Annotated in this window: 28 protein-coding genes; 22 read left to right on the top strand and 6 right to left on the bottom strand. The window is 65.0% G+C overall.

Features of this window, described 5'->3' with window-relative positions:
- Position 1 precedes the first annotated feature (1 nt).
- The 7 genes from AKN84_RS06805 to AKN84_RS06835 all read left to right on the top strand — a co-directional run bounded on the left by AKN84_RS06805 (position 2) and on the right by AKN84_RS06835 (position 5830).
- Positions 2-1912, top strand: coding sequence for a putative porin (locus AKN84_RS06805; RefSeq protein ID WP_050419963.1), 1911 nt, complete (start codon positions 2-4; stop codon positions 1910-1912).
- 2 nt (positions 1913-1914) lie between these two features.
- Positions 1915-2508: a hypothetical protein gene (locus AKN84_RS06810; protein ID WP_050419964.1), complete on the top strand. Its 594-nt coding sequence runs from the start codon at positions 1915-1917 to the stop codon at positions 2506-2508.
- The gene (locus AKN84_RS06815) at positions 2505-3551 is read left to right on the top strand and encodes a peptidylprolyl isomerase (protein WP_050419965.1); all 1047 of its coding nucleotides are present in this window, start codon (positions 2505-2507) and stop codon (positions 3549-3551) included. The genes AKN84_RS06810 and AKN84_RS06815 overlap by 4 nt, the downstream gene beginning before the upstream one ends.
- 13 nt (positions 3552-3564) lie before the next feature.
- Complete coding sequence (locus AKN84_RS06820; RefSeq protein WP_050419966.1) at positions 3565-4098, top strand: YbjN domain-containing protein; 534 nt, start codon at positions 3565-3567, stop codon at positions 4096-4098.
- A 40-nt stretch (positions 4099-4138) separates the two neighbouring features.
- On the top strand, positions 4139-5017 hold the full coding sequence (locus AKN84_RS44680; protein WP_244484960.1) for a lytic transglycosylase domain-containing protein: 879 nt from the start codon (positions 4139-4141) through the stop codon (positions 5015-5017).
- 105 nt (positions 5018-5122) lie between these two features.
- Positions 5123-5539, top strand: a complete 417-nt coding sequence (locus tag AKN84_RS48775; protein ID WP_244484961.1) for a hypothetical protein — start codon at positions 5123-5125, stop codon at positions 5537-5539.
- 114 nt (positions 5540-5653) lie between these two features.
- Entirely contained in the window at positions 5654-5830 is a 177-nt protein-coding gene (locus AKN84_RS06835) for an MJ0042-type zinc finger domain-containing protein (protein WP_244484962.1), read from the top strand.
- A gap of 141 nt (positions 5831-5971) precedes the next feature.
- Here the strand turns inward: AKN84_RS06835 and AKN84_RS06840 are convergent, their stop codons facing one another.
- On the bottom strand, positions 5972-7030 hold the full coding sequence (locus AKN84_RS06840; protein WP_162240846.1) for an AraC family transcriptional regulator: 1059 nt from the start codon (positions 7028-7030) through the stop codon (positions 5972-5974).
- Positions 7031-7464: 434 nt separating this feature from the next.
- Between AKN84_RS06840 and AKN84_RS06845 the strand changes: the two genes are divergently transcribed.
- Genes AKN84_RS06845 through AKN84_RS06865 form a run of 5 tightly spaced genes read left to right on the top strand, consistent with a single transcriptional unit; the run spans position 7465 to position 12711 of the window.
- Positions 7465-9117 carry a fatty acid--CoA ligase gene (locus AKN84_RS06845; RefSeq protein ID WP_050419969.1) on the top strand — a complete coding sequence of 551 codons (1653 nt, stop codon included), beginning with the start codon at positions 7465-7467 and terminating at the stop codon, positions 9115-9117.
- Positions 9118-9159: 42 nt separating this feature from the next.
- On the top strand, positions 9160-9636 hold the full coding sequence (locus AKN84_RS06850; protein ID WP_050419970.1) for a MaoC family dehydratase: 477 nt from the start codon (positions 9160-9162) through the stop codon (positions 9634-9636).
- The gene (locus AKN84_RS06855) at positions 9633-11336 is read left to right on the top strand and encodes an alpha/beta fold hydrolase (RefSeq protein WP_050419971.1); all 1704 of its coding nucleotides are present in this window, start codon (positions 9633-9635) and stop codon (positions 11334-11336) included. Before AKN84_RS06850 ends, AKN84_RS06855 begins: the two co-directional genes overlap by 4 nt.
- Positions 11329-12267, top strand: a complete 939-nt coding sequence (phaZ, locus tag AKN84_RS06860; RefSeq protein WP_128970503.1) for a poly(3-hydroxyalkanoate) depolymerase — start codon at positions 11329-11331, stop codon at positions 12265-12267. The genes AKN84_RS06855 and phaZ overlap by 8 nt, the downstream gene beginning before the upstream one ends.
- Before the next feature lie 15 nt (positions 12268-12282).
- Entirely contained in the window at positions 12283-12711 is a 429-nt protein-coding gene (locus tag AKN84_RS06865) for a phasin family protein (RefSeq protein WP_050419972.1), read from the top strand.
- A gap of 171 nt (positions 12712-12882) precedes the next feature.
- Here the strand turns inward: AKN84_RS06865 and AKN84_RS06870 are convergent, their stop codons facing one another.
- The 4 genes from AKN84_RS06870 to AKN84_RS06885 are packed head-to-tail and all read right to left on the bottom strand — an operon-like array spanning position 12883 to position 15515.
- Positions 12883-14130, bottom strand: a complete 1248-nt coding sequence (locus AKN84_RS06870; protein ID WP_050419973.1) for an MFS transporter — start codon at positions 14128-14130, stop codon at positions 12883-12885.
- Positions 14127-14456 (bottom strand): hypothetical protein, encoded by a 330-nt coding sequence (locus AKN84_RS06875; protein WP_050419974.1) that lies wholly within the window; start codon positions 14454-14456, stop codon positions 14127-14129. The genes AKN84_RS06870 and AKN84_RS06875 overlap by 4 nt, the downstream gene beginning before the upstream one ends.
- On the bottom strand, positions 14443-15018 hold the full coding sequence (locus AKN84_RS06880; RefSeq protein ID WP_050419975.1) for an isochorismatase family protein: 576 nt from the start codon (positions 15016-15018) through the stop codon (positions 14443-14445). Before AKN84_RS06880 ends, AKN84_RS06875 begins: the two co-directional genes overlap by 14 nt.
- A 44-nt stretch (positions 15019-15062) precedes the next feature.
- Positions 15063-15515 carry a MarR family winged helix-turn-helix transcriptional regulator gene (locus tag AKN84_RS06885; RefSeq protein ID WP_050419976.1) on the bottom strand — a complete coding sequence of 151 codons (453 nt, stop codon included), beginning with the start codon at positions 15513-15515 and terminating at the stop codon, positions 15063-15065.
- 251 nt (positions 15516-15766) lie between these two features.
- Between AKN84_RS06885 and AKN84_RS06890 the strand changes: the two genes are divergently transcribed.
- Positions 15767-16720, top strand: a complete 954-nt coding sequence (locus AKN84_RS06890; RefSeq protein WP_050419977.1) for an alginate lyase family protein — start codon at positions 15767-15769, stop codon at positions 16718-16720.
- A 39-nt stretch (positions 16721-16759) separates the two neighbouring features.
- Here the strand turns inward: AKN84_RS06890 and AKN84_RS06895 are convergent, their stop codons facing one another.
- A complete protein-coding gene (locus AKN84_RS06895; RefSeq protein WP_244484963.1) occupies positions 16760-17068 on the bottom strand; it encodes a hypothetical protein in 309 nt (102 codons plus the stop codon).
- A 249-nt stretch (positions 17069-17317) separates the two neighbouring features.
- Here AKN84_RS06895 and AKN84_RS06900 point away from each other — a divergent pair, with 249 nt between their 5' ends.
- The 9 genes from AKN84_RS06900 to AKN84_RS47980 all read left to right on the top strand — a co-directional run bounded on the left by AKN84_RS06900 (position 17318) and on the right by AKN84_RS47980 (position 23705).
- Positions 17318-18388, top strand: a complete 1071-nt coding sequence (locus AKN84_RS06900) for a histidine kinase (protein WP_050419978.1) — start codon at positions 17318-17320, stop codon at positions 18386-18388.
- A 108-nt stretch (positions 18389-18496) separates the two neighbouring features.
- The gene (locus AKN84_RS06905; protein WP_021079504.1) at positions 18497-19153 is read left to right on the top strand and encodes a response regulator transcription factor; all 657 of its coding nucleotides are present in this window, start codon (positions 18497-18499) and stop codon (positions 19151-19153) included.
- A gap of 139 nt (positions 19154-19292) precedes the next feature.
- Positions 19293-19679, top strand: coding sequence for a hypothetical protein (locus tag AKN84_RS06910; protein WP_244484964.1), 387 nt, complete (start codon positions 19293-19295; stop codon positions 19677-19679).
- A gap of 2 nt (positions 19680-19681) precedes the next feature.
- Positions 19682-21433: an OmpA family protein gene (locus AKN84_RS06915; RefSeq protein WP_050419979.1), complete on the top strand. Its 1752-nt coding sequence runs from the start codon at positions 19682-19684 to the stop codon at positions 21431-21433.
- Positions 21433-21945, top strand: a complete 513-nt coding sequence (locus tag AKN84_RS06920; RefSeq protein WP_050419980.1) for a Rab family GTPase — start codon at positions 21433-21435, stop codon at positions 21943-21945. Before AKN84_RS06915 ends, AKN84_RS06920 begins: the two co-directional genes overlap by 1 nt.
- A gap of 275 nt (positions 21946-22220) precedes the next feature.
- Complete coding sequence (locus AKN84_RS06925; RefSeq protein ID WP_050419981.1) at positions 22221-22637, top strand: DUF3597 domain-containing protein; 417 nt, start codon at positions 22221-22223, stop codon at positions 22635-22637.
- Positions 22638-22718: 81 nt separating this feature from the next.
- Positions 22719-22997, top strand: a complete 279-nt coding sequence (locus AKN84_RS06930; RefSeq protein WP_128970505.1) for a hypothetical protein — start codon at positions 22719-22721, stop codon at positions 22995-22997.
- 73 nt (positions 22998-23070) lie between these two features.
- Positions 23071-23490 (top strand): large conductance mechanosensitive channel protein MscL, encoded by a 420-nt coding sequence (mscL, locus tag AKN84_RS06935; protein ID WP_050419983.1) that lies wholly within the window; start codon positions 23071-23073, stop codon positions 23488-23490.
- A 47-nt stretch (positions 23491-23537) separates the two neighbouring features.
- Positions 23538-23705, top strand: coding sequence for a hypothetical protein (locus AKN84_RS47980; protein ID WP_167351838.1), 168 nt, complete (start codon positions 23538-23540; stop codon positions 23703-23705).
- The last annotated feature ends 5 nt before the right edge of the window (positions 23706-23710 follow it).

A 23710-nucleotide genomic window follows, 5' to 3' on the forward strand; every position in this document is an offset into this window, starting at 1 on the left:
GATGTTTAAGAAACGAGCTCACGCAGAATGGCGCGCGTTGCCGCTTGCGGTGTCGCTGGGCGCGCTTGCCTGCGCAACGCCGGCCGTGGGCCAGACCGCGGACCAGGTTTCCGACCAGGCTCCCGCCGCTGCGGCGAAGCGCACCGATGCCAAGACCGATGTCAAGAAGCCGAAAGTGTCGAGCACCAAGCCGACATCGTCGAACGCCACCGTCAACCTCGTCAATCTGCTGGTGCAGCAGGGTGTCCTCAAGGAGGAGCAGGCCCAGGCGCTGATCAAGCAGGCCGAGGACGAAGCCTATGTCTCCCGCCAGGCCGCAAAGGATGCCACGGCCAAGGCCGACGACGCCACCAAGGCCGCAACCGCGGCCGCTGCGGCGGCGCAGCCGCCCGGCACCCGCCACGTCACCTACGTTCCCGAAGTCGTCAAAAGACAGTTACGGGAAGAGATTAAGCAGGAGGTGATGGCCAAGGCGCAGAAAGAAAACTGGGCGTCGCCCGGAACCTACCCGGAATGGGCGCAACGCATCCGCTTCTACGGCGATGCGCGCGTGCGCTATCAGGGCAACTATTTCCCTGCTGGCAACGACCAGGCTGGCGCCGCCAACTACAACGCGATCAATTCCGGCTCGCCCTATGACATCTCGAGCACCACGTTCGGGCCGACCTACGACGCCACGCAGGATCGCAACCAGTTCCGCTTCCGCGGCCGGCTCGGCATGGAAGCGGATCTGCTGTACGGGTTCTCGGCCGGCCTGCGCATTGCGACCGGCGAGAACAACTCGCCGGTGTCGACCAACCAGACTCTTGGCGGCGGCGCGGGCAACTTCTCGAAGTATGGCGTCTGGCTCGACCGCGGCTACATCAACTGGCAGACGTGGGGCGACGATCTCAGGATCTCCGCAGGCCGTATCGACAATCCATTCTGGTCGCCGACCGATCTCGTCTGGTACAAGGAGCTCGGCTTCGACGGCTTTGCCGTTCAGGCCAAGCACGAGGTGTGGGAAGGCTTCACGCCGTTCGTGGTGGGCGGTGCGTTCCCGATCTACAACACCGATTTCAACGCCGGCAACAACCTGCCGGTCGATCCGAGCAATCTGAATTCACCGCCGAGCAAGTTTCCGAGCCACGACAAATGGCTGTTCGGAGGCCAGGTCGGTTTCAATGCCCGCTTCAGCCCGGAATACGCATTCCGCTTCGGCGTTGCGTTCTACGATTTCGACAACGTTCAGGGCCAGTTCTCCAGCCCTTGCCGGATCACCTCGGCGTCTGACGTCTGCAATACCGACCTGACGCGGCCGGGCTTCGCGCAGAAGGGCAACACCTATTTCCCGCTGCGCCAGATCATCGCCGATCCGATCGGGACGGGTAACAATGGCGGCCAGATCAATCAGTTCGAATATTTCGGACTGGTCAGCCAGTATCGCCCGGTGGTCGTCAGCGGACAGCTCGATCTCGGACACTTCCATCCGGCTCACATCGTGCTCGACGGCGAGTATGTCTACAACACCGCGTTCAGCCGCTCGTTCATGAACGCCGCGGCCGCAACCTACGGCGTGCTGATGAACAATCGCGGACCGAGCCCGGATGGCGGCACCACGCCCGGCGCATTCAACGGCGGCAATCAGGGCTGGCTCGGCCGCGTCACCGTCGGCAACCGGGAGATCAAGCACCTCTGGGATTGGAACGTTCACGCCGGCTACAAATACCTGGAATCCGACGCCACCATCGATGCCTTCGCAGACTCCGACTTCGGTCTCGGCGGCACCAACCTCAAGGGCTATTTCGTCGGCGGCAATATCGGTCTCGGCGAGAATGTCTGGGCGACCTTGCGCTGGATGAGCGCCAACAGCATCGCCGGCAGCCCCTATGCCGTCGACGTCCTGCAAGTCGACCTCAACGCGAAGTTCTGACCATGCGCATCGCACTCTTTGTCCTGATGATGGTGGTCGGAGCATTGAGCTCCGGTACCGCATTCGCCCAGTCCGAGACCGACCGCCTGCGCGAGGCCCTGCGCAGCGCGACGGCGCAGACCCGCGCGCTGGAAGACCAGCGTACGGCGATGCAAGCAAAGATCGCCGACGCCGATCGCGAGAAGGCGGCGGCCAAGAAGGAGGTCGACGACCTCAAGGCGCAGCTTAAGAAGGCCGACAAGGAACATCGCGACGCGGTCGACGAGTTCAATCAGCGGCTCGCCGAGCGCGATGAGACGCTGGAGAAGTGGAAGTCGGCCTATGAGGAGGCGGCTACCGTCGCCCGCTCCAAGGATGCCGAGCGCGCCAAGTTCGAAGGTGAGGCCACCGCCTACAAGGCCAGCACCAAGAGCTGCATCGCCAAGAACACCCAGCTGGTCAAGGCCGGCAAGGAGATGGTGCAGCGCTACAAGGACCTGACCATCGGCGAGATCGTGGTCTCGCGCGAGCCGATGATTCAGCAGCGCCGGGTCGAGATCCAGAACCAGCTGCAGGAAAGCCAGGACAAGTTCCTCGATCAGAAGGTGAACCCATGACGACCGCCACTATCGCGAAGCCGCTTCGCTCGATCGGCCTCGCCGCCGTCGTCGCAACCTTCGTTGCGCCGATCGATGCATCGGCCCAGACCCAGGCTCCCGCGCCGCGCACGGTGCAGGCTCCGGTCAGGAAACCGCAGCCGCAGCCCGCGGCGCAGGCGCAAGCCGCCGCCGCGCCCGCGCCGGCTCCGGTCGCGGCCGCGCCGAAGCCCGCCACCGCTCCGGAGAATGTCATCGCGCGCGTCGGCGAGACCAATATCTCGGCCGACGATCTGCGCAGCTATGTCGCAGCGCTTGCGCCGCGCGAGCAGGCTGCGCTCGCCAAGGATCCAGCGATGCTCAGCCAGGCGGTCCGGCTGCTGCTTGCCAACCGCCTCGTGCTGCAAGAGGCAGTGGCGAAGAAGTGGGATCAGCAACCGGCCATCGCGGCGCAGCTGGAGCGGGCCCGCGAGGGCGCGGTGGTCGAGCTCTATCTGCAATCGGTCTCGACGCCGCCGACGAACTTCCCGAGCGAGGACGATCTGCAAAAGGTCTATGAGGCCAATCGCGCCGCATTCCTGATGCCGCGGCAATTCCAGCTCTCGCAGATCTTCATCGCCGCTCCGAAGGAGGGCGACAAGGCCGCCGAGGACAAGGCGCGGCAGGAGCTCGACGACGTGCAGCGCAAGCTGAAGGCGCCCGGGGCGGATTTCGCCGCGATCGCGCGCGGCGACAACAACGCCGCCAAGGATGCAGGCGACCTCGGATGGGTTGCCGAGACCCAGATCCGTCCGGAGATCCGCAGCCAGGTGATGGGGCTCGCCAAGAACAGCGTGTCGGAGCCGATCAAGCTCGACGACGGCTGGCACATCATCAAGCTGATCGACACCAAGGCGTCCTACACCCGCACCTTGCCGGAAGTGCGCGACCAGCTGGTGCTGCAGATCCGCTCCGAGCGGTCGAACATGATGCGGCGAGCCTATCTCGCCGAGCTGCTGAAGCAGCATCCGCCCGTCCTCAACGAACTCGCGCTGTCGAGCCTGCTCGACGCATCGAAGAAGTAATACGGAGACCACAATGTCCGAGACCATCACCAGCCTGACCATCGAAGGATTGCGCGACAGCTTCCAGAGCGTCGGCTATCGCGTCGAAACGCTGACCGATCCGGTCGCCAACACGACCTATCTGCGCTCGGCGACCGCGGGGCTCGGCTTCGAGATCCGGCCGGGAAACCAGCTGGTCGGCGAGGAACAGAGCTTTGTCGACGCCACGCTGGTCACCACACTTCAAGTGCAGGGCGAGCTGCCGCTCGACCTCGTCAATCGCTGGAACACGACGCGGCGGTTCGGACGGCTGCAGTACAGCCAGCCGTTCCTGATGTTCTGCCTCGACGTCTCCGTCGCCGGCGGGGTGGCGCCGAACTTTGTCCGCGCGCAGATCGAGATCTGGGACCGGCTGGTTCAGGAGCTGATCGCCTATCTGCGCGAGGAGCTGCCGAAGCTCGCCGTGCGCAACGGCGCGGCTGCGGCCGCCCCGCAGCCCGCTGCGCCGGCCCAGCAGCCGTCGCATGAGCGCGGCGCGGAAGCGGGGGCTGTCCCCACCATCCAGTAGTCATGCGCCGACGCGCCACCATCAGGATCGCAAGCGACCGATGAACGACGACGCCCCCACGATGAAGGCGATCAGCTTCCGCCGAACGCGGAAGCTGATCGATCCTGCGCGTCGTCGGGGCAACTACGTCGCTGGCGCATTTGCACTTGCGTTCTGTCTTGCGCAGCCCGTTCATGCCGAAGGCGAGACGCCGGCGTCATCGTTCAGCACGCGCTTTGCCGCCGTCGACCAGGCCGAGCCTTCCGCCGATGTCACGGCAAAGCTGCCGGTCGAGCCGCCGAAGCCGGCCGCGCCGAAGGACGCCGGCGCCAAAACACTCCCGCCTCCGCCGGGAAGCCAGCCCGGGCTGTCGGACGCGCGCATGCGCTATCGCGCGCTGATCGAGAAGGAGGCGGCGGGAAGCGGGCTCGCGCCGGAGATCGCCGAGGCGGTGATGGGCGTGGAGAGCGGCTACAATCCCGACGTGATCGGCGGCGTCGGCGAAATCGGGCTGATGCAGCTGTTGCCTTCGACCGCGCGCATGCTCGGTTTCTCCGGCTCGCTTGCCGAACTCGCCATTCCCGAAAACAACATTCACCTCGGTGTCATGTACCTTGCACAGGCGTGGCGCCTTGCCGGCGGCGACCTGTGCACTGCTGTCATGAAGTACCGCGCGGGCCACGGCGAGACCCGCTTCTCCTATCTGTCGGTGAATTATTGCGTGGCGGTGCGCGCCCGGCTGTTTGCCCGCGGTTTTCGGGTGACGGGAACCGTACCGGTCGCAACCTTCGGTGAACCCGGGCGCGGCGGCGGTGGTGGCAGCGGCGGCGGATGTGGCCGCAAGTGCCTCGGCGGCGGCGGACGCATCGGGCGCGTCGATCTCGTCGCGCTCAACACGCGGCTGAACGCGCTTGTGATCCAGGCCCGGGGAGGGAAATAGCAAGGCCGCGCCTCTCATGTTCATGGCGTTGCCTATCCTCGCTTGATATCTGTCCCCGGATTCCTATCGTTTGAAACAGCTCTGGTTCTGCAAGGAGCAGCACCGATGAAAGTGATCATGTTGGCCGTCGCCGTTGCCGGATTGTCGGCGATGCAGGCGGAAGCGCAGACGCAGCAGCACACGCCGCTGCCGGAAATTGTCGTCGGCACACCGCCGCCGGCCCTCAACCTCAACCGCGACACCAATGGCGGCGCCGGCCGGGCTGCGGCAAGAGGTAGCGGCAGCGCGCCGGCCGAGCGCTGCGGCGATGCGGCCTCGCTCGGTTGCATCAACGAGCGGCTGAAGAAGCAGGTCGATCAGGTCAATCCGCCCGTGACCAACACGCCGCCGATCGACGCGAAATCGCAGGACCTCAAGGTGGGCGTGGTCAACGTCCCGGCGGTGCAGCAGCAATATGGCCGCAACTTCGGGGTCTCGGCGTTTCCCTATCGCCCGGCGGCGCCGGTTTACAGTCATCGATAATCCGCGCGAAGGCGCTTCTGTCTCTCACAGATCGTGACGCCGTCACATTTCTGACGATGGGCATATGGAAAATAGAGAGAGCAACGGTTTGCTGATTCCATGCGAAAATCTGACGTGACGTGCCCCCATTGCCAGGCCGGCTATCGCCGGATCGAATTGACGTCGAAGGGCGGCGTCGCCGGTGAGTTTCGATGCCTGGTGTGCGACCACACGATCGAGCTGATGGACGGTTCGACCGATGTCGCCTTTCGGCTGACCGTGCAGCCGGGCAAGACATCCTACGCCTATTAGAACGTTTTCGAGCGAAGTGGACCCCGGTTCGCGTGAAGAAAACGCGTCAAACAAGAATCCGGAGCTACGGTTCTGACTCAATCAGAACCGAAGATGCGTCGGGTTCTCGCAAGCGGGACCGTGAGCGATCGCAGCCGGCAGTTATTCGCCGCGGATATCGCTCGGTGCCTTGTTGGTCCACCGGTGGAACGCGCGCCTGAAGTTCGCCGCGTCGCTGAAGCCGAGTGCCAATGCGATATCTTCGTTGGCCAGCGTCGTGTTGCGGAGATATTTCAGCGCAAGCTGGGTCCGCAACTCGTCGTGCAGTCCGCGGAAGGAAAAGCCCTGCTGACGAAGCTGGCGCCGCAGCGACCGGTCGTTCATTCCGAGCTGCTTCGCGATCGCCTCGAAAGTCGGGGGATTTGCGATGTCGCGAAGCAGGATGGCACGGATTTTCCCGGCAACCCCGGTCCGTAGCCTCAGGTCCCCCAGCAAGTCGTCGCACAAGGCCACGATGGTCGGATACGTCGTCTTGTTGCCGAGATCGGCGCTCCGATCCAGCCATTGCGCCTTGAACACGATCTGGTTGGCCGGCTGATCGAACTGCACCGGGCATCCGACGTGATCGAGCGGAAGATCGAAGTCCGAGCCGTGCGGATAGGCGAGCGTGATTTCGGTTGGGGTGAAGCCCGGCCCCATGACGTCGCGCATCAGCGAGATGTGGATGCCGATCTGCATCTCGGCGATGAACCGGTAGAGCGCGGAATCGGCCAGCGCGTGCAGATTGGGCTCGATGGTCCATCGCGCATGGGCCTTGTCCTCGCTGAAGTCGATTGCCGCCAGCGGCGCCGCGAGCGCGTGGTAGCGCATCGCAAATTCCATCGCCTTGCGAAAGTCCGGGCAGCACAGCAGCGCATAGCCGTACATTCCGTATGTCGAGACGTGGATCGATGCGCCGATGCGATAGGGCAGATGGCGGTCCTTCGACAGGCGCAAAGCGTTCTGACAGACGGTCAGCAGCTGTGTCAGCGAGATCCGCGCCTGCGGCGAATGAACCTCGGCCAATGGAATGTTCGTGTCGCGCAGGATGGCGTCGGCCGGGACGCCGGCGCCGGCCAGCATGTCGAAGACGGCGCCAAGCTTGGTCGCCTCATAGACCTTGTCGCGGGTGCCAACGGTCAGGATGTCGTTGCGAGAGCCCCCAGGCGTCTTCAGTCGCACGGTTGGTTGCAAGGTGAACCAGCCTTTCCTTCGGTCCGGAAGCAGGACATCGCAATATCCGGGCAAAGCCAATTCCCGCCCGCCAACAGCCCGGAACATAGCCGGTTCGCGGCACAACCCAAGCCTTATCCAAGGCTTATCAATGGGGCATCGATGCTGCGCAGCAGCAAGAATGGCGGGCGGCGACACGACGGTGAAGCTGCCAAAGAGGGCAATTTTGGCCAAGACCGTTGCTGTCGATGAGAGCAGTCTGTCCGCTTAAGACCCCGCCCGTGTCCGATTCGGACCTTCACAAATCTCGGGCATCACGCGAGGCTTAGGCATAATGTCACACGGTCGGACCGTTGTGACGCAAGACGGCAGACCACACGATCCGCTCGCTCAGAACTGCGGACGCAACGGTCGGAGGACATGCCAGGTCGAGGGAGGCTTCCATGGTTGGAAGGCTGATTCAGACTGCCCCATCCGCGTATCAATATCCGCTCATCTTCAAGCAGCTTTGGCACACGCCGCGTGTGCAGGCGCCCGACCAGGAGATCGTCTATCGCGATCTCAAGCGTCAGACCTATCGACAGACCAGAGAGCGGATCGGCCGCCTCGCCTCGGCGCTAAGCAAGGCCGGCGTCGAGCCCGGCGATACCGTCGGCGTGCTCGAATGGGACAGCCATCGCTTCCTCGAAGCGTTCTTCGCGATCCCGATGATGGGCGCGGTACTGCAGACGGTGAACGTCCGCCTGTCGCCCGAGCAGATCGCCTACACGATCAACCACGCCGGCGCGTCGACGCTGCTCGTCAACGACGAGTTCGTCGGATTGCTGGAAGGCATGAAGGGACAGCTCCCGAATGTGAAGCGGATGATCGTGATGTCGGACCGGCCGGCGCCGCAGACCGGCAGCCTGTCCTTCATCGGCGAATATGAGAGCCTGCTCGCGGCAGCCTCGCCCGACTACGACTTTCCCGATTTCGACGAGAACACCCAGGCCACCACCTTCTACACGACGGGCACCACCGGGCTGCCGAAGGGCGTCTACTACAGCCACCGCCAGCTCGTGCTGCACACGATCGCGGGACTGGCGCTGTTCGGCATGGCGGGGTCGCAGGGACGCTTCTCGCGCGACGACGTCTATATGCCGATCACGCCGATGTTCCACGTGCACGCCTGGGGCTTTCCGTGGTCGGCGACGCTTGCCGGCACCAAGCAGGTCTATCCCGGCCGCTACGAGCCGGCGATGCTGGTCAAGCTGATCAAGAGCGAAGGCGTCACGTTCACCCATGGGGTGCCGACCATCCTGCAGATGCTGCTCAACGCCGCTGCGGCGGCAAAGGTCGATCTCAATGGCCTCAAGATGGTGATCGGCGGCTCCGCCTTGCCGAAGGCGCTGGCCAAGCAGGCGATGGAGGCCGGCATCGACATCTTCGCCGGTTACGGCATGTCGGAGACCGGTCCGCTGGCCGCGGTGTCCCACGTCAGCTCCAGGGATCTCGGCGGCGATCCCGACGGCGAGGTCGAATTCCGCACCCGGGCCGGTATCGCCGGTCCGCTGGTCGACCTGCGCATCGTCGACCCCGACATGAAAGACATCCCGCATGACGGCAAGTCCGCCGGCGAGATCGTGCTGCGCGCGCCCTGGCTCACCCAAGGCTACTACAACAATCCCGAAGGTTCGGAGCAACTGTGGGCCGGCGGCTATCTGCACACCAGCGATATCGCGGTGGTCAGCCCGGGTGGCTACGTCCACATTACCGACCGGATCAAGGACGTGATCAAGACCGGCGGCGAATGGGTCTCCTCGCTGCAGATCGAGGACCTGATCTCGCAATGCGCCGGCGTTGCCGAGGCGGCAGTGATCGGTGTCAAGGACGACAAATGGGGCGAGCGGCCGCTCGCGCTGGTCGTCAAGAAGCCCTCCGGTGCCGACGGCGTCAGCGAAGCCGTGATCAAGGACCATCTCAAGGTATTCGCCGATCAGGGCGTGATCTCGAAATACGGCATCCCCGGGACGATCCTGTTCATCGACAGCATTCCCAAGACCAGCGTCGGCAAGATCAACAAGAAGGAGCTGCGCGAGCAATACGGCGACATGTGAGAGGACGAGCATGCCTAAGAAAAATTCGAGGAGGACAACAAGATGAGCAACCTCACAATGGCCGGGCTGGGCGAACACGTTGGCAAGGAGCTCGGACTTTCCGATTGGGTCACGATCGATCAGCAGCGCATCGACACGTTCGCATCCTGCACCGGCGATCACCAATGGATTCACGTCGACGTTGAGCGGGCGAAGCGCGAAAGTCCGTTCCGCGGTCCGATCGCGCATGGCTATCTGACGCTCGCGATGGTCGCGCCGCTGGCGATGCAGGTCGGCATCATTCCGCGCGATGCCGCCGCGGGGCTGAACTACGGGGTCGACAAGGTCCGCTTCCTGGCGCCGGTGCTGGCAGGCGCGCGGGTGCGGCTGCGGGTCGTGTTGTCCGGCATCGAGCCGAGGGACGGCGGCCAGGTGATCATGAAGACCCTCAACACGCTGGAGGTCGAGGGATCGGAGAAGCCCGCCCTGATCGCCGAGACGCTGGCACTTCTGATTCCCGCAGCGGGAGCAAAGCAATGAGTACGGAAAAAAGCACCGCCGATCAGCCGGCTCCTGACATGTCCGAGGCCGCGTCGCGCAACACGCTGGCGCTCAATCCACTGGTCGGCATCCAGGGCCAGGATCTGGTCGAGGGCGCCGGTATCCTGTTCAAGGCCGTCATCAACGAACCGAAGGTCGCGACCGAACAGTGGCTGTCGTTCGTCAGCGAGCTCGGCTCCATCGCCGCCGGCAAGTCGGAGCGCGCGCCGAAGGCGGGCGACAAGCGATTTGCCGATCCGACCTGGAAGGAGAGCTCGCTGCACTCAGGCCTGCTCAAGGCCTATCTGGCCTGGGGCGAAGCGGTCAACGGCCTGGTCGACAAGACCAGCCTCAGCGACATCGACAAGCAGCGCGCGCATCTGATCACGGAAATCCTGATCGATGCGGTGGCGCCGACCAACACGATGATCACCAACCCGGCGGCGGTCCGCAAGTTCATCGACACCGGTGGGCAAAGCCTGTGGAGCGGGCTGAAGAACTATATCGGCGACCTGACGCAGAATCGCGGCATGCCGTCGATGGTCGACATGAAGGCCTTCAAGGTCGGCGAGAACCTCGCGACCACGCCCGGCGCGGTCATCTTCCGCAACGAGCTGCTGGAGCTGATCCAGTACACGCCGACGACGCCGACGGTCAGGAAGCGGCCGCTGGTGATCACCCCGCCGCAGATCAACAAGTACTACGCGCTCGACCTTTCGCCGGACAAGAGCATGGTGCGCTTCCTGCTGGAGAGCGGCATCCAGGTCTTTGCGGTGAGCTGGCGCAATCCGACCGCGGCGCATCGTGACTGGGGGCTCGACACCTATGTCGCGGCGCTGGACGAGGCGGTCGACGCGGCGCGCGAGATTTCCGGCAGTGAAGACGTCTCGATGATGGGATCCTGCTCCGGCGGCATCACGGCGACGGCCTATTTCTCGACGCTCGGCTCCGCCGCCGAAAAGAAGATCAAGAACCTGGTGCTGGCGGTCTGCCTGCTCGATCCTAACTCGGCCGAGGAGAGCGCGTTCGGCTGCCTGATGACGCCCGAGACCATGCGGGCGGCGAAGGCGTCCTCGCAGCTGCGCGGCATCGTCGACGGGCACGACCTGGCGCGGATGTTCGCCTGGATGCGGCCCAACGACCTGATCTGGAACTACTGGGTCAACAACTATCTGCTCGGCAACCAGCCGCCGGCGTTCGACATCCTGTACTGGAACGCCGATACGACCCGCCTGCCGGCGGCGCTGCACGGCGACTATCTCGACCTCTATTTCTCCAATCCGTTCGTCAACGCCGGCAAGCTTACGCTCAACGACAAGACCATCGACATGAGCAAGGTCAAGGCCGACAGCTACGTCGTCGCTGGGGTGACCGACCACATCACGCCGTGGAAGGGCGTCTACAAGACGGCCCAGATCATGGGTGAGGGCACCACCTTCGTGCTGTCGAACAGCGGGCACCTGCAGAGCCTGCTCAATCCGCCGAGCAATCCGAAAGCGTCCTTCATGATCGGGCCGGTTTCTGCCGACAAACCCGACGCGTTCATGGCCTCGGCCGAGAAGCGCAAGGGCAGCTGGTGGCTCGACTGGCGCGACTGGCTGCAGCCGCGCTCGGGCGACGAGATCAGTGCGCCCACTTCGCTCGGCAGCGAGCGCCATCCGCCCCTTACGAACGCACCAGGAAGCTACGTCTTTGACTGAGGATACTACCAGCGCCGATACGGCGGGCGCGCAGCGCGGCGCGATCGAGACGCGGCAGGTCTCGATCGATGGCCAGCTGCTTCAGATCGCGATCCGGCACGGCGACGGCCGCGGGCCGCCGCTGCTGCTGTTCAACGGCATCGGCGCCAATTGGGAGCTGGCGAAGCCGTTCCTCGATGCGCTCACCGGCACGTCAGCCATCATCTTTGATGTGCCCGGCGTCGGCGGCTCGCCAAGGCCGGCGTGGCCCTATCGCCCGTCGACACTGGCGCGGCTTGCTGCCGAGCTCGTTGCCGAGCTGGGCTATGTTGAAGTCGACGTCGCCGGCGTGTCCTGGGGCGGAGGCATCGCGCAGCAATTCGCGCATCAGTTTCCGAAGCGCTGCCGCAGGCTGGTGCTAGCCGCGACCGCACCGGGTTTCACCATGGTGCCGGCAAGCCCCTCGGTGCTGTGGAAGATGGCGACGCCGCGCCGCTACACCGACAAGGGTTATATGAAGAGCATCGCCGCCGACATCTATGGCGGGGCGTTTCGCGATGACCCGTCACTGATCGGCCGGCATGCGGCCGCGATGCATGGCGCGCGCAGCATGGGTTACTTCTATCAGCTGCTGGCGATGACCGGCTGGACCAGCCTGCCCTGGCTGTGGTCGCTTCCGCAGCCGACGCTGATCCTGATGGGCCGCGACGATCCGCTGGTTCCTCCGATCAACGGTCAGATCATGGCGAGCCTGATCCCGAATGCCGAGTTGCACCTAATCGACGACGGGCATCTGTTCATGGTGACGCGGCCGGCGGAGACCGCTGGCCTGATCGAGGCGTTTCTCGCCGACGAAAGCCACCACGCCACGTCGTCGACCCTGCTGTCGCGCACGACCAGTTACCTCAGGGATCTCATTCCAACGTCCGGAGACGGGCGCCAGAACTCGTAACCACAGGAGGCTATCATGACGGATAACAGCTCATATATCGATATGCTGCGGAAGTTCGGTACTGATCTCGGTTTGCCGAAGCTGAACGTGGACGAACTGCTGCAGACCCAGAAGAAGAACCTCGAGGCGCTCGGCCAGAGCGCGAAGGTCGCGGCGCAGGGCGCGCAATCGGTGGCGCAGAAGCAGCGCGAGGTGCTGGAGGCGGGCTTGCGTGAGGCCTCGACGCTGGCGCGCGAATACAAGCCGCTCGGCAAGGTCCACGAGAACCTCGCTCTGCAGACCGAGTTCGCCCGCAAGATGTTCGACATCGCGGTGAAGGGTGCCCAGGACAGCGCGTCGACGGCGCGGCAGTCCACCACCGATGCGGTCAAGATCATCCAGGATCGCATGAAGGAAAGTTTCGAGGAGTTCCGCGCCAGCGTTCGTCCGAACAAATCGGCCTGAGATCGTCGGCCCGGACGCCAGAGCGTTTGGAGAGAAGCGATTCTGCGTTGAAGCAATCGATCTTTTCGCCTTGGCGGAAACGATGGATTGCTTCGCGGAGCCTGTCATCCGGCGGCGCTTCGCGCTGGCCGGGTGGCTCGCAATGACACGGATAGAGCTCCGCGATGGCCCTCATTCGGCCGGCGGCAAGCTGCCTTGTCCACGGCCATACCCGGCCGCGGCGTTTGCCCGCGAGAGCATGCCGAGCGCGACGAGTGCCGCGGCAAAGCCCGCGGCGGCGCCGACGCCGAGCGCCCAGCGCGGGCCGAGATGATCGGCGACCCAGCCGACGATCGGTGCACCGATCGGCGTGCCGCCGAGCGCAACGCCGAGCCGCAGCGCCATCACGCGCCCGCGCATCGCCGGCTCGGTCGAGAGCTGCATCAGTGCGTTCGAGGTATTCAAGACCGTCAACGAAGCGATGCCGATCACGACGAGGGCGGCGGCAAACAGCCAGTAATTCGGCGCCAGTGCGGCCATGGTGCAGCCAACGCCGAAGACCGCGGAGCCCAGCATCAACGCGACAAAGCGCGGCCGGTCGCGGGTCGCCGCCAGCAGCGCTCCCGACATCGTGCCGATCGCCATCATCGATGACAACAGGCCAAAGCCGCGCGCGTCGGTATGGAAGACGCCGACCGCCATGGTCGAGATGAAGATCGGAAAATTCAGCCCGAAGGTGCCGATCAGGAACAGCATGACGAGGGTCGCCCTGAGATCGGAGCGGGACCAGACATACTGAAATCCTTCCGTGATGCCGCCCCTGGTGCGGAGTGCGCGCGCATTCGGCCGAAGCTCGGATTTGCGCAGCAGGCACAGCGAGGTCAGCACCGCCATGAAGGACGCCCCGTTGAACAGGAACGCCCAGCCGGTGCCGACCGAGGCGATGAGCAGGCCGGCCATCGCGGGGCCGACCATGCGCGCGGCATTGAACGAGGTCGAGTTCAGCGCGATGGCGTTCGACAGGTCTTTATCGCCTACCAGCTCGGCCACGAAGGTCTGGCGGACTGGGGCGTCGAGCGCCGCGCTGCAGCCGAACAGAAACGCGAACACATAGACGTGCCAGAGCTGGACCAGCCCGGTGACGGTGAGGATGCCGAGGACGAGCGACAGCGTGCCCATCGTCGCCTGCGTCGCCATCAGGAGCCGCCGCTGGTTGAAGCGATCGGCTGCGAGGCCCGACCAGGGCATCAGCAGCAGCTGCGGGCCGAATTGGAGCGCCATCACGATGCCGACGGCGGAGGCGCTATGATTTGTCAGCTGGGTGAGGACCAGCCAGTCCTGGGCGGCGCGCTGCATCCAGGTGCCGATGTTGGACACCAGCGCGCCGGCCGCCCAGACCCGGTAATTGAAGCTCGCGAGTGATCGGAATACGCGTCTCATGTTCGCTGAGGGTCGTTCCCGCCGTGAAACCGTCCGAACCGCCGCGCCATGACGATACCGAATAGAAGTCCGCCGAGACCGACGGCCGCGACATCGCTTGTGTTGCGGAGGGCGAATTCGCCGACGCGGCAGACCAGCAGATAGCCGACGAAGAGATTGAAGAAGCCCCACACGATGTTGACGGTCGATGAGGACAGGCCCTCGCCCGGCGGCTTTGCGAACGGGCTCTGGAACGGCTCGCCCATCATGCCGGCGACGACATGCGGGATCGCATTGGTGAGGAAGGCGCCGCCGAAGAAGTAGGCGACGAGGTCAAGCCAGTTCATGCGCGTGGGTCCTTTCAAGCAGATCGATGATCGCCTGCGTCGAGCCGGTTTCGCCGAGCCGCGGGAATACATGCTCGATGCTGTAGTCATGGGCGTTCGGCCGCGCATCGGTCATGGCGTCGATCGCGAGCGTGACGTTGAAGCCGGCCTCAAAGGCTTGCCGTGCAGTGGATTCGACGCCGGTGCCGGTGGCAACGCCGGCGACCACGACATGCGTGACGCCGCGGGCTTTCAGTCGGGTCTCGAGATCGGTGCTGGCAAAGGCGCCCCAGGTCCGCTTGGTCACCACGATATCGCCCGGCTGCCGGTCAAGTTCCGGGAGCAGGTCGGTCCAGCCGTCGGGAAATGCGCCGTCGTGGCGCGGCCGCTCGGTTCGTCCGGGCGCTACACCGTCGACATTGACCAGCACGATCGGCAGTCCGCGCCGCCGAAACGCAGTGATGAGCGCGCAGGCGCGCACCACCACACCTCCGAACGGATGGAGGAAGGGCGCGCCGGCGAGCCCGGTCTGCAGATCGACGACGATGAGGGCGGTGATCGGATCGAGCGTCGTAAGGGCCATGATCGTCTCCTTTCAACCGGATGTGTCTCGCGATCGGTGCGGCGTCAGTCCGCGACCAGCCGCTTCAGCAAGCCGACCGCGGCGGCGAGTTCATCCTGTTCCCGCGCCGACAGCCGCGCGGCGATGGTGCGCGACAGCCAGTCCTGCCGCGCGGCGCGGCCGGTGCGCAGCCGCTCGCGACAACTCTCGGTGAGCGACATGATGGTCTGGCGGCCGTCGTCCGGATCGGGCGCGCCGCGCACCAAGCCCGCCGCCTCGAGCGCTGCGATCGCCGAGCTCATCGACTGCGGACGCATGCCCTCCGACCGCGCCAGGCTGGACACGGTCGCCGGGCCGTCCCTTTCGAGGCGCAGCAGCACCGCGACCTGGGAAGGCGGCATGTCGTCGCGCTGACCCTGCTCGCGCAGCCGCCGCTTCAGCGTTCCGATCAACAGGCGAAGGTCTTCGGCGAGCGCGGATGTCCGCGCCGAGCCGGTACGGGCCGGTGAACTGTTCATGCCGGTATTGATGGCATATATGCAGGAAAACTGTAAAGATTATCTTCGCAGATTAGCTTCATATTGCCGTGATCGTCGGCGCTTCGGCCGAGCCTTGCTGGACCATGGCGCAACCCTGAACCGCGCCTGAATCCGGTCTCGCGAGCGCATCACTTTAGATTTTGTTGTCTTCCCGTGCGCGGTTGTCGATGACTGCACCGGCGCTCACGACGTGGCGTGTCTTCCCCGCGGTGGCTCGCCGAGTTCCTTCAATGAAGCATGACATCCGTTTCGTCGCGATCGGCTTGTCGATCGCTCTTGCTTGCCTCGCGCGGCCGGCAGCGACTCGAACGTGCGAGGCGCCGCCGGCGCTGACGTCGATCGATCCGCCGGGCATTTACCAGGATGCGAGTGGTTATGCGGAAGCCATCAAGCCGCTGCACGCGTTTATTGCGCAGGTCAACAAGGCGGCCGATGAACGCGATCTTGATTGCGTCATGGACCTGCTGGCGGGCTGGGCGAGGGGAAGTGCCCTGCTGACGATCGGCGCCAATTATCAGGGCGATTTCGAACGCTCCTGGGCCGGGACCGATTTCGCGCTCGCGCTGCTGCGCTTCCCTGTGACATCGATCAAAGCCGACCAACGCTTCCAGCAGATCAAGCCGTGGCTGATCCGGATTGCCGAGGAAACCCGCGATGCCGATCGCATCAACCACCTCGGCAACAATCTGGTCTATTGGGCCGGGCTCGATCTGATGTCGATCGGCAGCCTGACGGACCGGGGTGATCTGGTCGATGCCGGCATCGCTCGCGCGCGTCAGGGCATCAGGGATATCGGCCCGCATGGCGAACTGGAGCGCGAGCTGAAACGCGGCGAGCGCGCGCTGCACTACCACAACTTTGCGCTCACTCCGTTGGTGTTCTGCGCCGAACTCGCGAGCCGGCGGAACATCGACCTCTATGCCGAGAACAATGGAGCGATCCACCGGCTCGCCGCCGTGATCGTGCGCGCCGTCAAGGATGAGCGCAGTTTCAGCGCTCTCACCCAGGTTCCGCAGCAGCTCTTCGCTTGGACGTTCCAGGGCGACCTGGCCTGGATGGAGCCGTACTACGCCCGGTTTCACGGTCCGGACTTGCCGGCGATCCTCCGCGCGAGACGGCCTTTGAATAATCCACGGCTCGGCGGCAACGTGACGGCAAGCTGGGGCGCGCCCTTGCCGGATTGAGCGTCGGCGGAAGATGCGCGACGCCCCGTTGACGTGCGCTTATTCGCTCTCGCTGGTCGACGGGGCTGCGTAGGTGTCCCGCGCACGCTTGGTCACGGCCGCATAGCGTGCTGTCGCGCTGAGGCTCATCAGGCCGGCGCGCACCAGACCGAGAATGGCGCGTCGTGAGTGGAACGGGCCGGTCTTGCTCGCGGCATATCCGCGCGGGTAGAGCTGCAGGCGGCCGGTGAGCGCTTCCTGCAACGCCACCTTCTGGGTCGCGCTCAGGCGCCGGCGCCGCGCGGGCTTCTCCGCTTCCGCCAACATGCGCAGCTCGATGTCCGACGATCTCCGTGGCGCGCCCTTCATTGTCAGCTCACACCCTGGCCGACTGGCACGACGACCTTCCGCGAGGCCCGGCGACCGGCCGGCATCGCCATGGACGCCGTCATGTGGCACATCATGGCTTGCGCTGTTGCTCATCCGTGGACAGAACCGCATTTCGAGCGGCGGCGGCATCTGACGAAGGTCAGGATCGGTCATGACGAAAGTCATATTCGTTTGCGGCCGCCGCCGGCTTACGCCAGAGTGGGCTGCTCGCTGAGTGATGGGCAACGCATGATCAATCTGAGCGCGGATTTGCTTGCGGCCGCGGAAGCCAACGTCATCGGCCTCGCCATCATCGGCGCCGACCGCAGCATGCAGCGGAAGATCGGCCGGCTGGTGGAATGGCTTCCCGCAATCGGCGTCGATTGCTGCGAGTGCATGCTGCTGGTCGGTATGGAAGCCGAACTGGCGGCGCTCGCCGGCGGCCAGCGGGACACGATCGCGCTGGCCGGCGTGCGCGGCGCGTCGCCTGACATCACGCAGCCGATGACGGCGGTCGTGCTGTGGAATGGCGCGCAGTCGCACTATTTCGTCATCGCGATGCCGGACTTCGCCGGACGTCAGGTGGAAACGCTGCTCGGCAGCGAACGCCGGGCCCGCCGCCTGATGGAGCAGCAGCTCGAGGCGGCGAGCGCGGAGGTGCGCTTTGCCTCCCTGGCGCGGACGCGGCTGCGGCTGGCGCGCGATCTGCACGATACGCTGGTGCATTCGATCGTTGCGCTGCTGACCCAGATCCGGCTGATCAGGCATTATCTGTCGGCCGATCCCGCGCGCGTGGCGGACAGCCTTGCGACCGCGGAAGATGCCGCCGCGAGTGGCCTCGCGCGCGCCCGCGAGGCGATCGATCGGCTGCGCACGTCAGACGATCTGAAGCTCGATCCCGATGTCGAGGGACTGCTCAGCGACTTCGCCGCACGCAGCGGCGTCAGGGTGTCGATCCAGATCGACGAAGCGGCGCGTGCCGGCTTGCGCGATTGCGGATTGACGGTTCAGCGCATCCTCAGCGAGGCGCTGCGCAACGTCCAGGCCCATGCGCAGGCACGCCGTGTCTCCTTTCACGCCTTCGAGGCGCCGGCGGCGGTCGGCCGGAAGCTCGTCGTCGAGATCCGCGACGATGGCCATGGCTTCGATCCCGCGGTCCCTCATCCCGGACATTTCGGATTGATCGGAATGGCCGAATTTGCTGAACTTGTCGGCGGAAGCTGCGCGGTGGAGAGCGCGCCCGGACAGGGAACGCTGGTCCGGATATCGCTCCCCGTAGCGGTGCCGCCGGCGGCGTCTGCCGGCGTGCTGGCCGATTGATGTCGTAGCCGCGCAATCGGAGCGTTTTCGAGCGAAGTGGGTACCGGTTCGCGTCAAGAAAACGCGACCAACAAGACAACAGGACCTTCGAGAGGATGACGGAAGCCCGTGAGCAGGATTGAGAAGGTACGGGTGCTGATCGCCGAGGATCAGACCCTGATCAGGGAAGGTATCGCCACACTGCTTGCCCAGCAGAACGACGATTTCGAGATCCTTCCCGGCGCGGCCGACGGCGAGCAGGCCATCGAGTTTGCGCGGCGCTATCGGCCGGACGTCATCCTGATGGACCTGCAGATGCCGCGTGTCGACGGCATTGCGGCGACCCAGCGGATTCTCCGCGAGCTGCCGCAGACCCATATCGTGGTGCTGACGACATTCGAGACCAACGACCTGATCTTCGAGGCGGTCAGCGCGGGTGCCAAGGCGTATCTCCTGAAGGATGCCAGGATGGAGGAGATCGCATCGACGATCCGCGCGGTCATCAACGGCCAGTCCGGGCTTTCGCCCGGTGTCGCGGCGCGCATCCTCGACGAGTTCAAGCGGCTGCGCGGCCCGCGCGTCTCGGCGAAGCTGCCGGTTCGCGACGGGCTGACGGCGCGGGAGAATGAAATTCTCACGCTGATCGTCGAGGGCAAGAGCAATACCGAGATCGGCGAGCGGCTGCATTTGGCCGAGGGCACGGTGAAGAACTATGTCAGTACCATCCTGGAGAAATGCCAGGTCAAGAACCGTACGGAACTCGCAATAAAGGCAATAACTTACTAGAAATAATTGCCCTCGACCGCCCAACCAAGCGGTTGATCTTGCTGAGATTGCTCGCCTTTCTCTGGGCCGCGCCCGCAAAATTGGCTATAGGGTTGTTTCGGATTTGCTTTTTGAAGCGGCAGGTCCGGATTGCGCGGCTATGAGTAAGCAGGAAATCACCATGAAGGGTATCGAGCGCCAGACCAAGGGTACGGACGGACCGGCAGACGCTCCGGCGGCCGGCAACGGCGCGGATCCGGCGGCGCATGGCATGGCGGCGATCGATCAGGTCCGCGACCTCCTGTTCGGCGGCGCGCAACGCTCGCTCGAGACCAACCTCTCGGGTCTGCGCGAGGAGATGCAGGCATCGCTGAAGCAGATGCAGGCCGACTTCACCAACGAGCTCACCGCGCTGCAGGCGAGGCTTTCCGACCTCGAACGCGACACCGAGCAGAAGCGCCTCGACTCGCTGAAGGATGTCGGCGCGGCCATCACCCAGCTCGGCACCGTCATCAGCGGATTGGGATCCGGCCGCACGGGCAAATAAGCATGGCAGCTGCTGCCGGCCAGAATCGCGAGATCGAGCAGCTCAAGACATTGCTGTTTCAGCCCGAGGCGACGCGTCTGACGTCGCTCGAGGCTGACCTCGACTCGCTGCAGCGCTATGTCGGCAATGCCGATCGGCTGGAGACGGCGACCGCCGGCATTCTGGTCGAGGCGCTGGAGCGCGCCGAGGTCAACCGGCCGCGCGAGCTCGCCACCGCGATCGCGCCGGTCGTGGTCTCCGCAATCCGCAGCGAGATCAAGAATTCGCGCGAGCAGATGATCGAGGCGCTCTATCCGATCGTCGGCCGGCTGGTCAGCGCCGCGGTCGCGAATGCGTTCCGGGAACTGGTGGCTTCGCTCGAGCAGCGCATCAATGCGCTGACCTCGGCGCAGCTGTGGGTCGGGCGCGTCAAGTCGCTGGTGACGGGACGTCCGATCAGCGAGTTCGTGCTCGCCGATCGCCCGCCGCAGATCAATCGGCTCCTGATCATCGAGCGTGGCAACGGCCGCCTGATCGCCGACTGGAAGCGCGAGGCGACCGCCGACGAACGCGCCGACCTGCTCAGCGCGATGGTTGCGGCGATCCTGGAATTCTCCGTGCAGGCGCTGGCCGGCGAAGGCAATCTGCAGACCCTCGATTTCGGCGGCCGGCAGCTCGCGCTGCGTGCCTCGCCCCGCTTCATCCTGGCGGCGGAGTGCCTGGGACCGCTGCGTCCCGCCGACAATGCCCGGATCAATTTGCTGTTTTTCGACGCGATCGAGCGCATCGACCGCGGCGCGGATTGCGATGGCCCGATGCTCGCCTCGCTCGCAGCCGCGATCGAAACCGACGACGCGCCGCGGCGGATCGCGAGCCGGCGCGGCAAGGTGATCCTGTTCGCGGTGCTCGCCGCTGTGTTGGCGCTGTTGCTCTGGCTTGCCGCGACCTCGGTGTCGCGCAGCCTTTTGGAGCGGCGGACCCATGCGGCGCTGGAGCAGCTCGCCGCAAAGCAGCCTCTGCTGGCGACGTTCCCGCTGCGGCTCGACTTCGATCACGGCAAGGCAAGCGTGGTGGTCTCGGGCATCGAACCGGGCGAGCTCGAGACGGCGCCGGTGATCGATGCGCTTGCTGCGGCCGCGGCACCGTACAGGATCGCCAACCGCATCGGGCAGGTAGCTACGCCGGAGCAGGCGGCGGCAGCGCAGGCCGGCATCGCAGGCTTGCAGCAGAGCCTGACGCGGCTGCAGGCGAGCCTCGACCAGATGCGCGAGGCGATGAACGCACAGGCGAAGTCGGGCGACCAGAGATATGCCGGGCTGACCGAGCAATACGACAAGCTCGGCGAGCAGTACGCGAAGCTCGGTGAGCAATACACCAAGCTGCAATCCGTGGCCGACGGCCCGGCGGCGCGGCTCGACCGCTTCATCGCCTCGACCGCGATCTTCTTCGTCAACAATTCAGACGAATTCCTCGACAACGATCAGGCCGAACAGCACCTTCGCGAGCTTGCCGAACTGCTTGCGAACAACGATCTCAGGCTGCGGATCGTCGGCTATGCCGATCAGAGCGGCACGGAAGGCACCAACAAGACGCTGGGGCGCAAGCGGGCGGAGCAGGTCCAGCGCAGGCTGACCGCGCTCGGGGTCGATCCGTCGCGGCTGATCCTGGTGTCGCGCGCCGCGACGATGCCGATCACCGACCGGCTCGACACCACCGTCGGTGGCAACCGCCGCGTCGCGTTCGAGACCGTCTATCGAGGCGAAGTGGCCCGCTGATGCTCACCGCAAAAGTCATGCTGCTCGGCGATATGGGGGTCGGCAAGACGTCGATCCTCTATCGGCTGATCTACAACCGGTTCGAGGGCCAGTACAAATCGACGCTGGGCGTCGAGATCCTGAGCCACGACGTGGTGCCGGCGGACGGCAGCGATCCGATGCGCCTCGTGCTGTGGGATACCGACGGCGATTTCGGCACGCAGATTTACGACACCGTCTATGTCACCGGCGCATCCGCCGCGATCATCGTCTCCGACGTCACGCGGCCGCAGACGGTGACCCGCATGGTCGAGTTGGTTCGCGGTTTCGAGGAGCGATTTCCGGGCCGGCCCTACCGGGCGCTGTTGAACAAGATCGACCTGCCGGAAGCTGTGGGCAGCGCGGGCGCGATAGCCGAGCTCGCCAAGTCGCTCGCCCGTTCGAGCGTGAAATCGGTCAGCGCCAAGACCGGCGTCGGCATCGCGGAAAGCTTTGTCGAGCTCGCCCAGACCATCCGCCGCCGCCAGCTTTAGCTCAAGATGCGCGACGCGCGTTGGTGTCAGCCGTCCCGACTTCTCGGGGCTGGCGAATCGGGCCGGGACGGCTGACTTCATCGCACGTGGGGCGTACGATGAAACGCGCGCGACGTGCGGTGCCTGACCGCACGATCCCCGACTGCACCACGCCGTTCCACACTCCGATAGTGACGATGGTCATCTTCCGCTAGGCCAATGGCCTGCCTATCGTTCGCTCCGTCACCGGAACCAGCCGCGGGACCAAGGGTCTCGGGCGCACGGAGTGAGAGAGCATGAGCATTTTTGGAAGCATCATGGGTGCAATCTTCGGCCATGGCGCCCAGGCCAAGACGGCTGAGACCACAACGACGGCTGCCCCCGGCGCAGCACCGGCATCGACATCAACATCGTCAGCCCCCGCGTCGGCGGCGCCCGGCACGCCGGCGGCGCAAACCGTCGACGTCGCGGCGATCGTCGACAAGGCGGCCGCCGCCACCGGCGAGAAGCTCGACTGGCGCACCTCGATCGTCGACTTGATGAAGGCGCTTGGTCTCGACAGCAGCCTTGCGGCGCGCAAGGAGCTCGCCAAGGAGCTGCACTACACCGGCGATACCAACAACACCGCCACCATGAATGTCTGGCTGCATCAGCAGGTGATGGCCAAGCTCGCCGCCAATGGCGGCAAGCTGCCGGCCGACATCAAGACCTGACGACCGGCCTTCCCTGAGCCGTGCAAGGCCTCGCGTCCTGCACGGCTCCGAACGATGTGTATTGCGTGAGGAGCAGTTGCGATGACCTCATCTCATCTTGCCATCCCGAACAGGCCGCGGACCGGCGTTGCTGCCGCTTCGATCGGTGCAGCACTTGGGTTCGCAGCATTGGCGCTCGGCATCACGATCGCCATCGCCCGTGCGGATAATTCCGGCGACGCGCTGCAGCCGGCAAGTGCGAATGTGCAGCGCGCTTCGCAGACCCTGCCGCCGGCACGGGTCATCCTGCCAGCGCCGTGGGAGCAAGCCGCTCCCGTGCAGCCGGTCGCAGCGCCGGCGAAGCCGGCAGATCGCCAGTAATTTTCGTTACCTTTGTTTTCGGCCGGTGATCCAGTCGCCAGGCCGTCCTACACCTTTTCGAACAGGAGATCACATGCTGAAGGAATTCAGGGAATTCGCCATGAAGGGCAACGTTGTTGATCTCGCCGTCGGCGTGATCATCGGCGCGGCCTTCGGCGCGATCGTCTCGTCGATGGTGGCCGATATCATCATGCCGATCATCGGCGCGGCCAGCGGCGGTCTCGACTTCTCCAATTACTTCACCGCGCTGTCGAAGTCGGTGACGGCAACGAACCTGGCCGATGCCAAGAAGCAGGGCGCAGTGCTGGCCTGGGGCAACTTCCTGACCCTGACGCTGAACTTCCTGATCGTCGCCTTCGTGCTGTTTATCGTGGTGCGCCTCATGAACCAGCTCAAGCGCGAAGCACCTGCGGCGCCGGCCGAGCCGCCGAAGCCGACCAAAGAGCAGGAACTGCTCACCGAGATTCGGGACCTTCTGAAATCGCGTGCGTAGCGATCGCTGCCTGTATCGTGCGTACTGCCCAGCTCTGGAGCCTAGCCATGCCAGAACAGGTCAAGCTGCCCCGCAAACTTTCGCAAGAGCCCGGTGGTCCGTCCAAGCTACGGCCGAGCCACCGGCGGGTTATCGAGGAACTCGACCGCTGGGCCAACAGTCCTGGCCTGCAGCCGCCGAGTGACACGGACAAGCAGAGCGACGACAAGCGCTAGCGCAG

Origin of the sequence: Bradyrhizobium tropiciagri (assembly GCF_001189845.1) — a bacterium.
Lineage (GTDB): Bacteria > Pseudomonadota > Alphaproteobacteria > Rhizobiales > Xanthobacteraceae > Bradyrhizobium > Bradyrhizobium tropiciagri.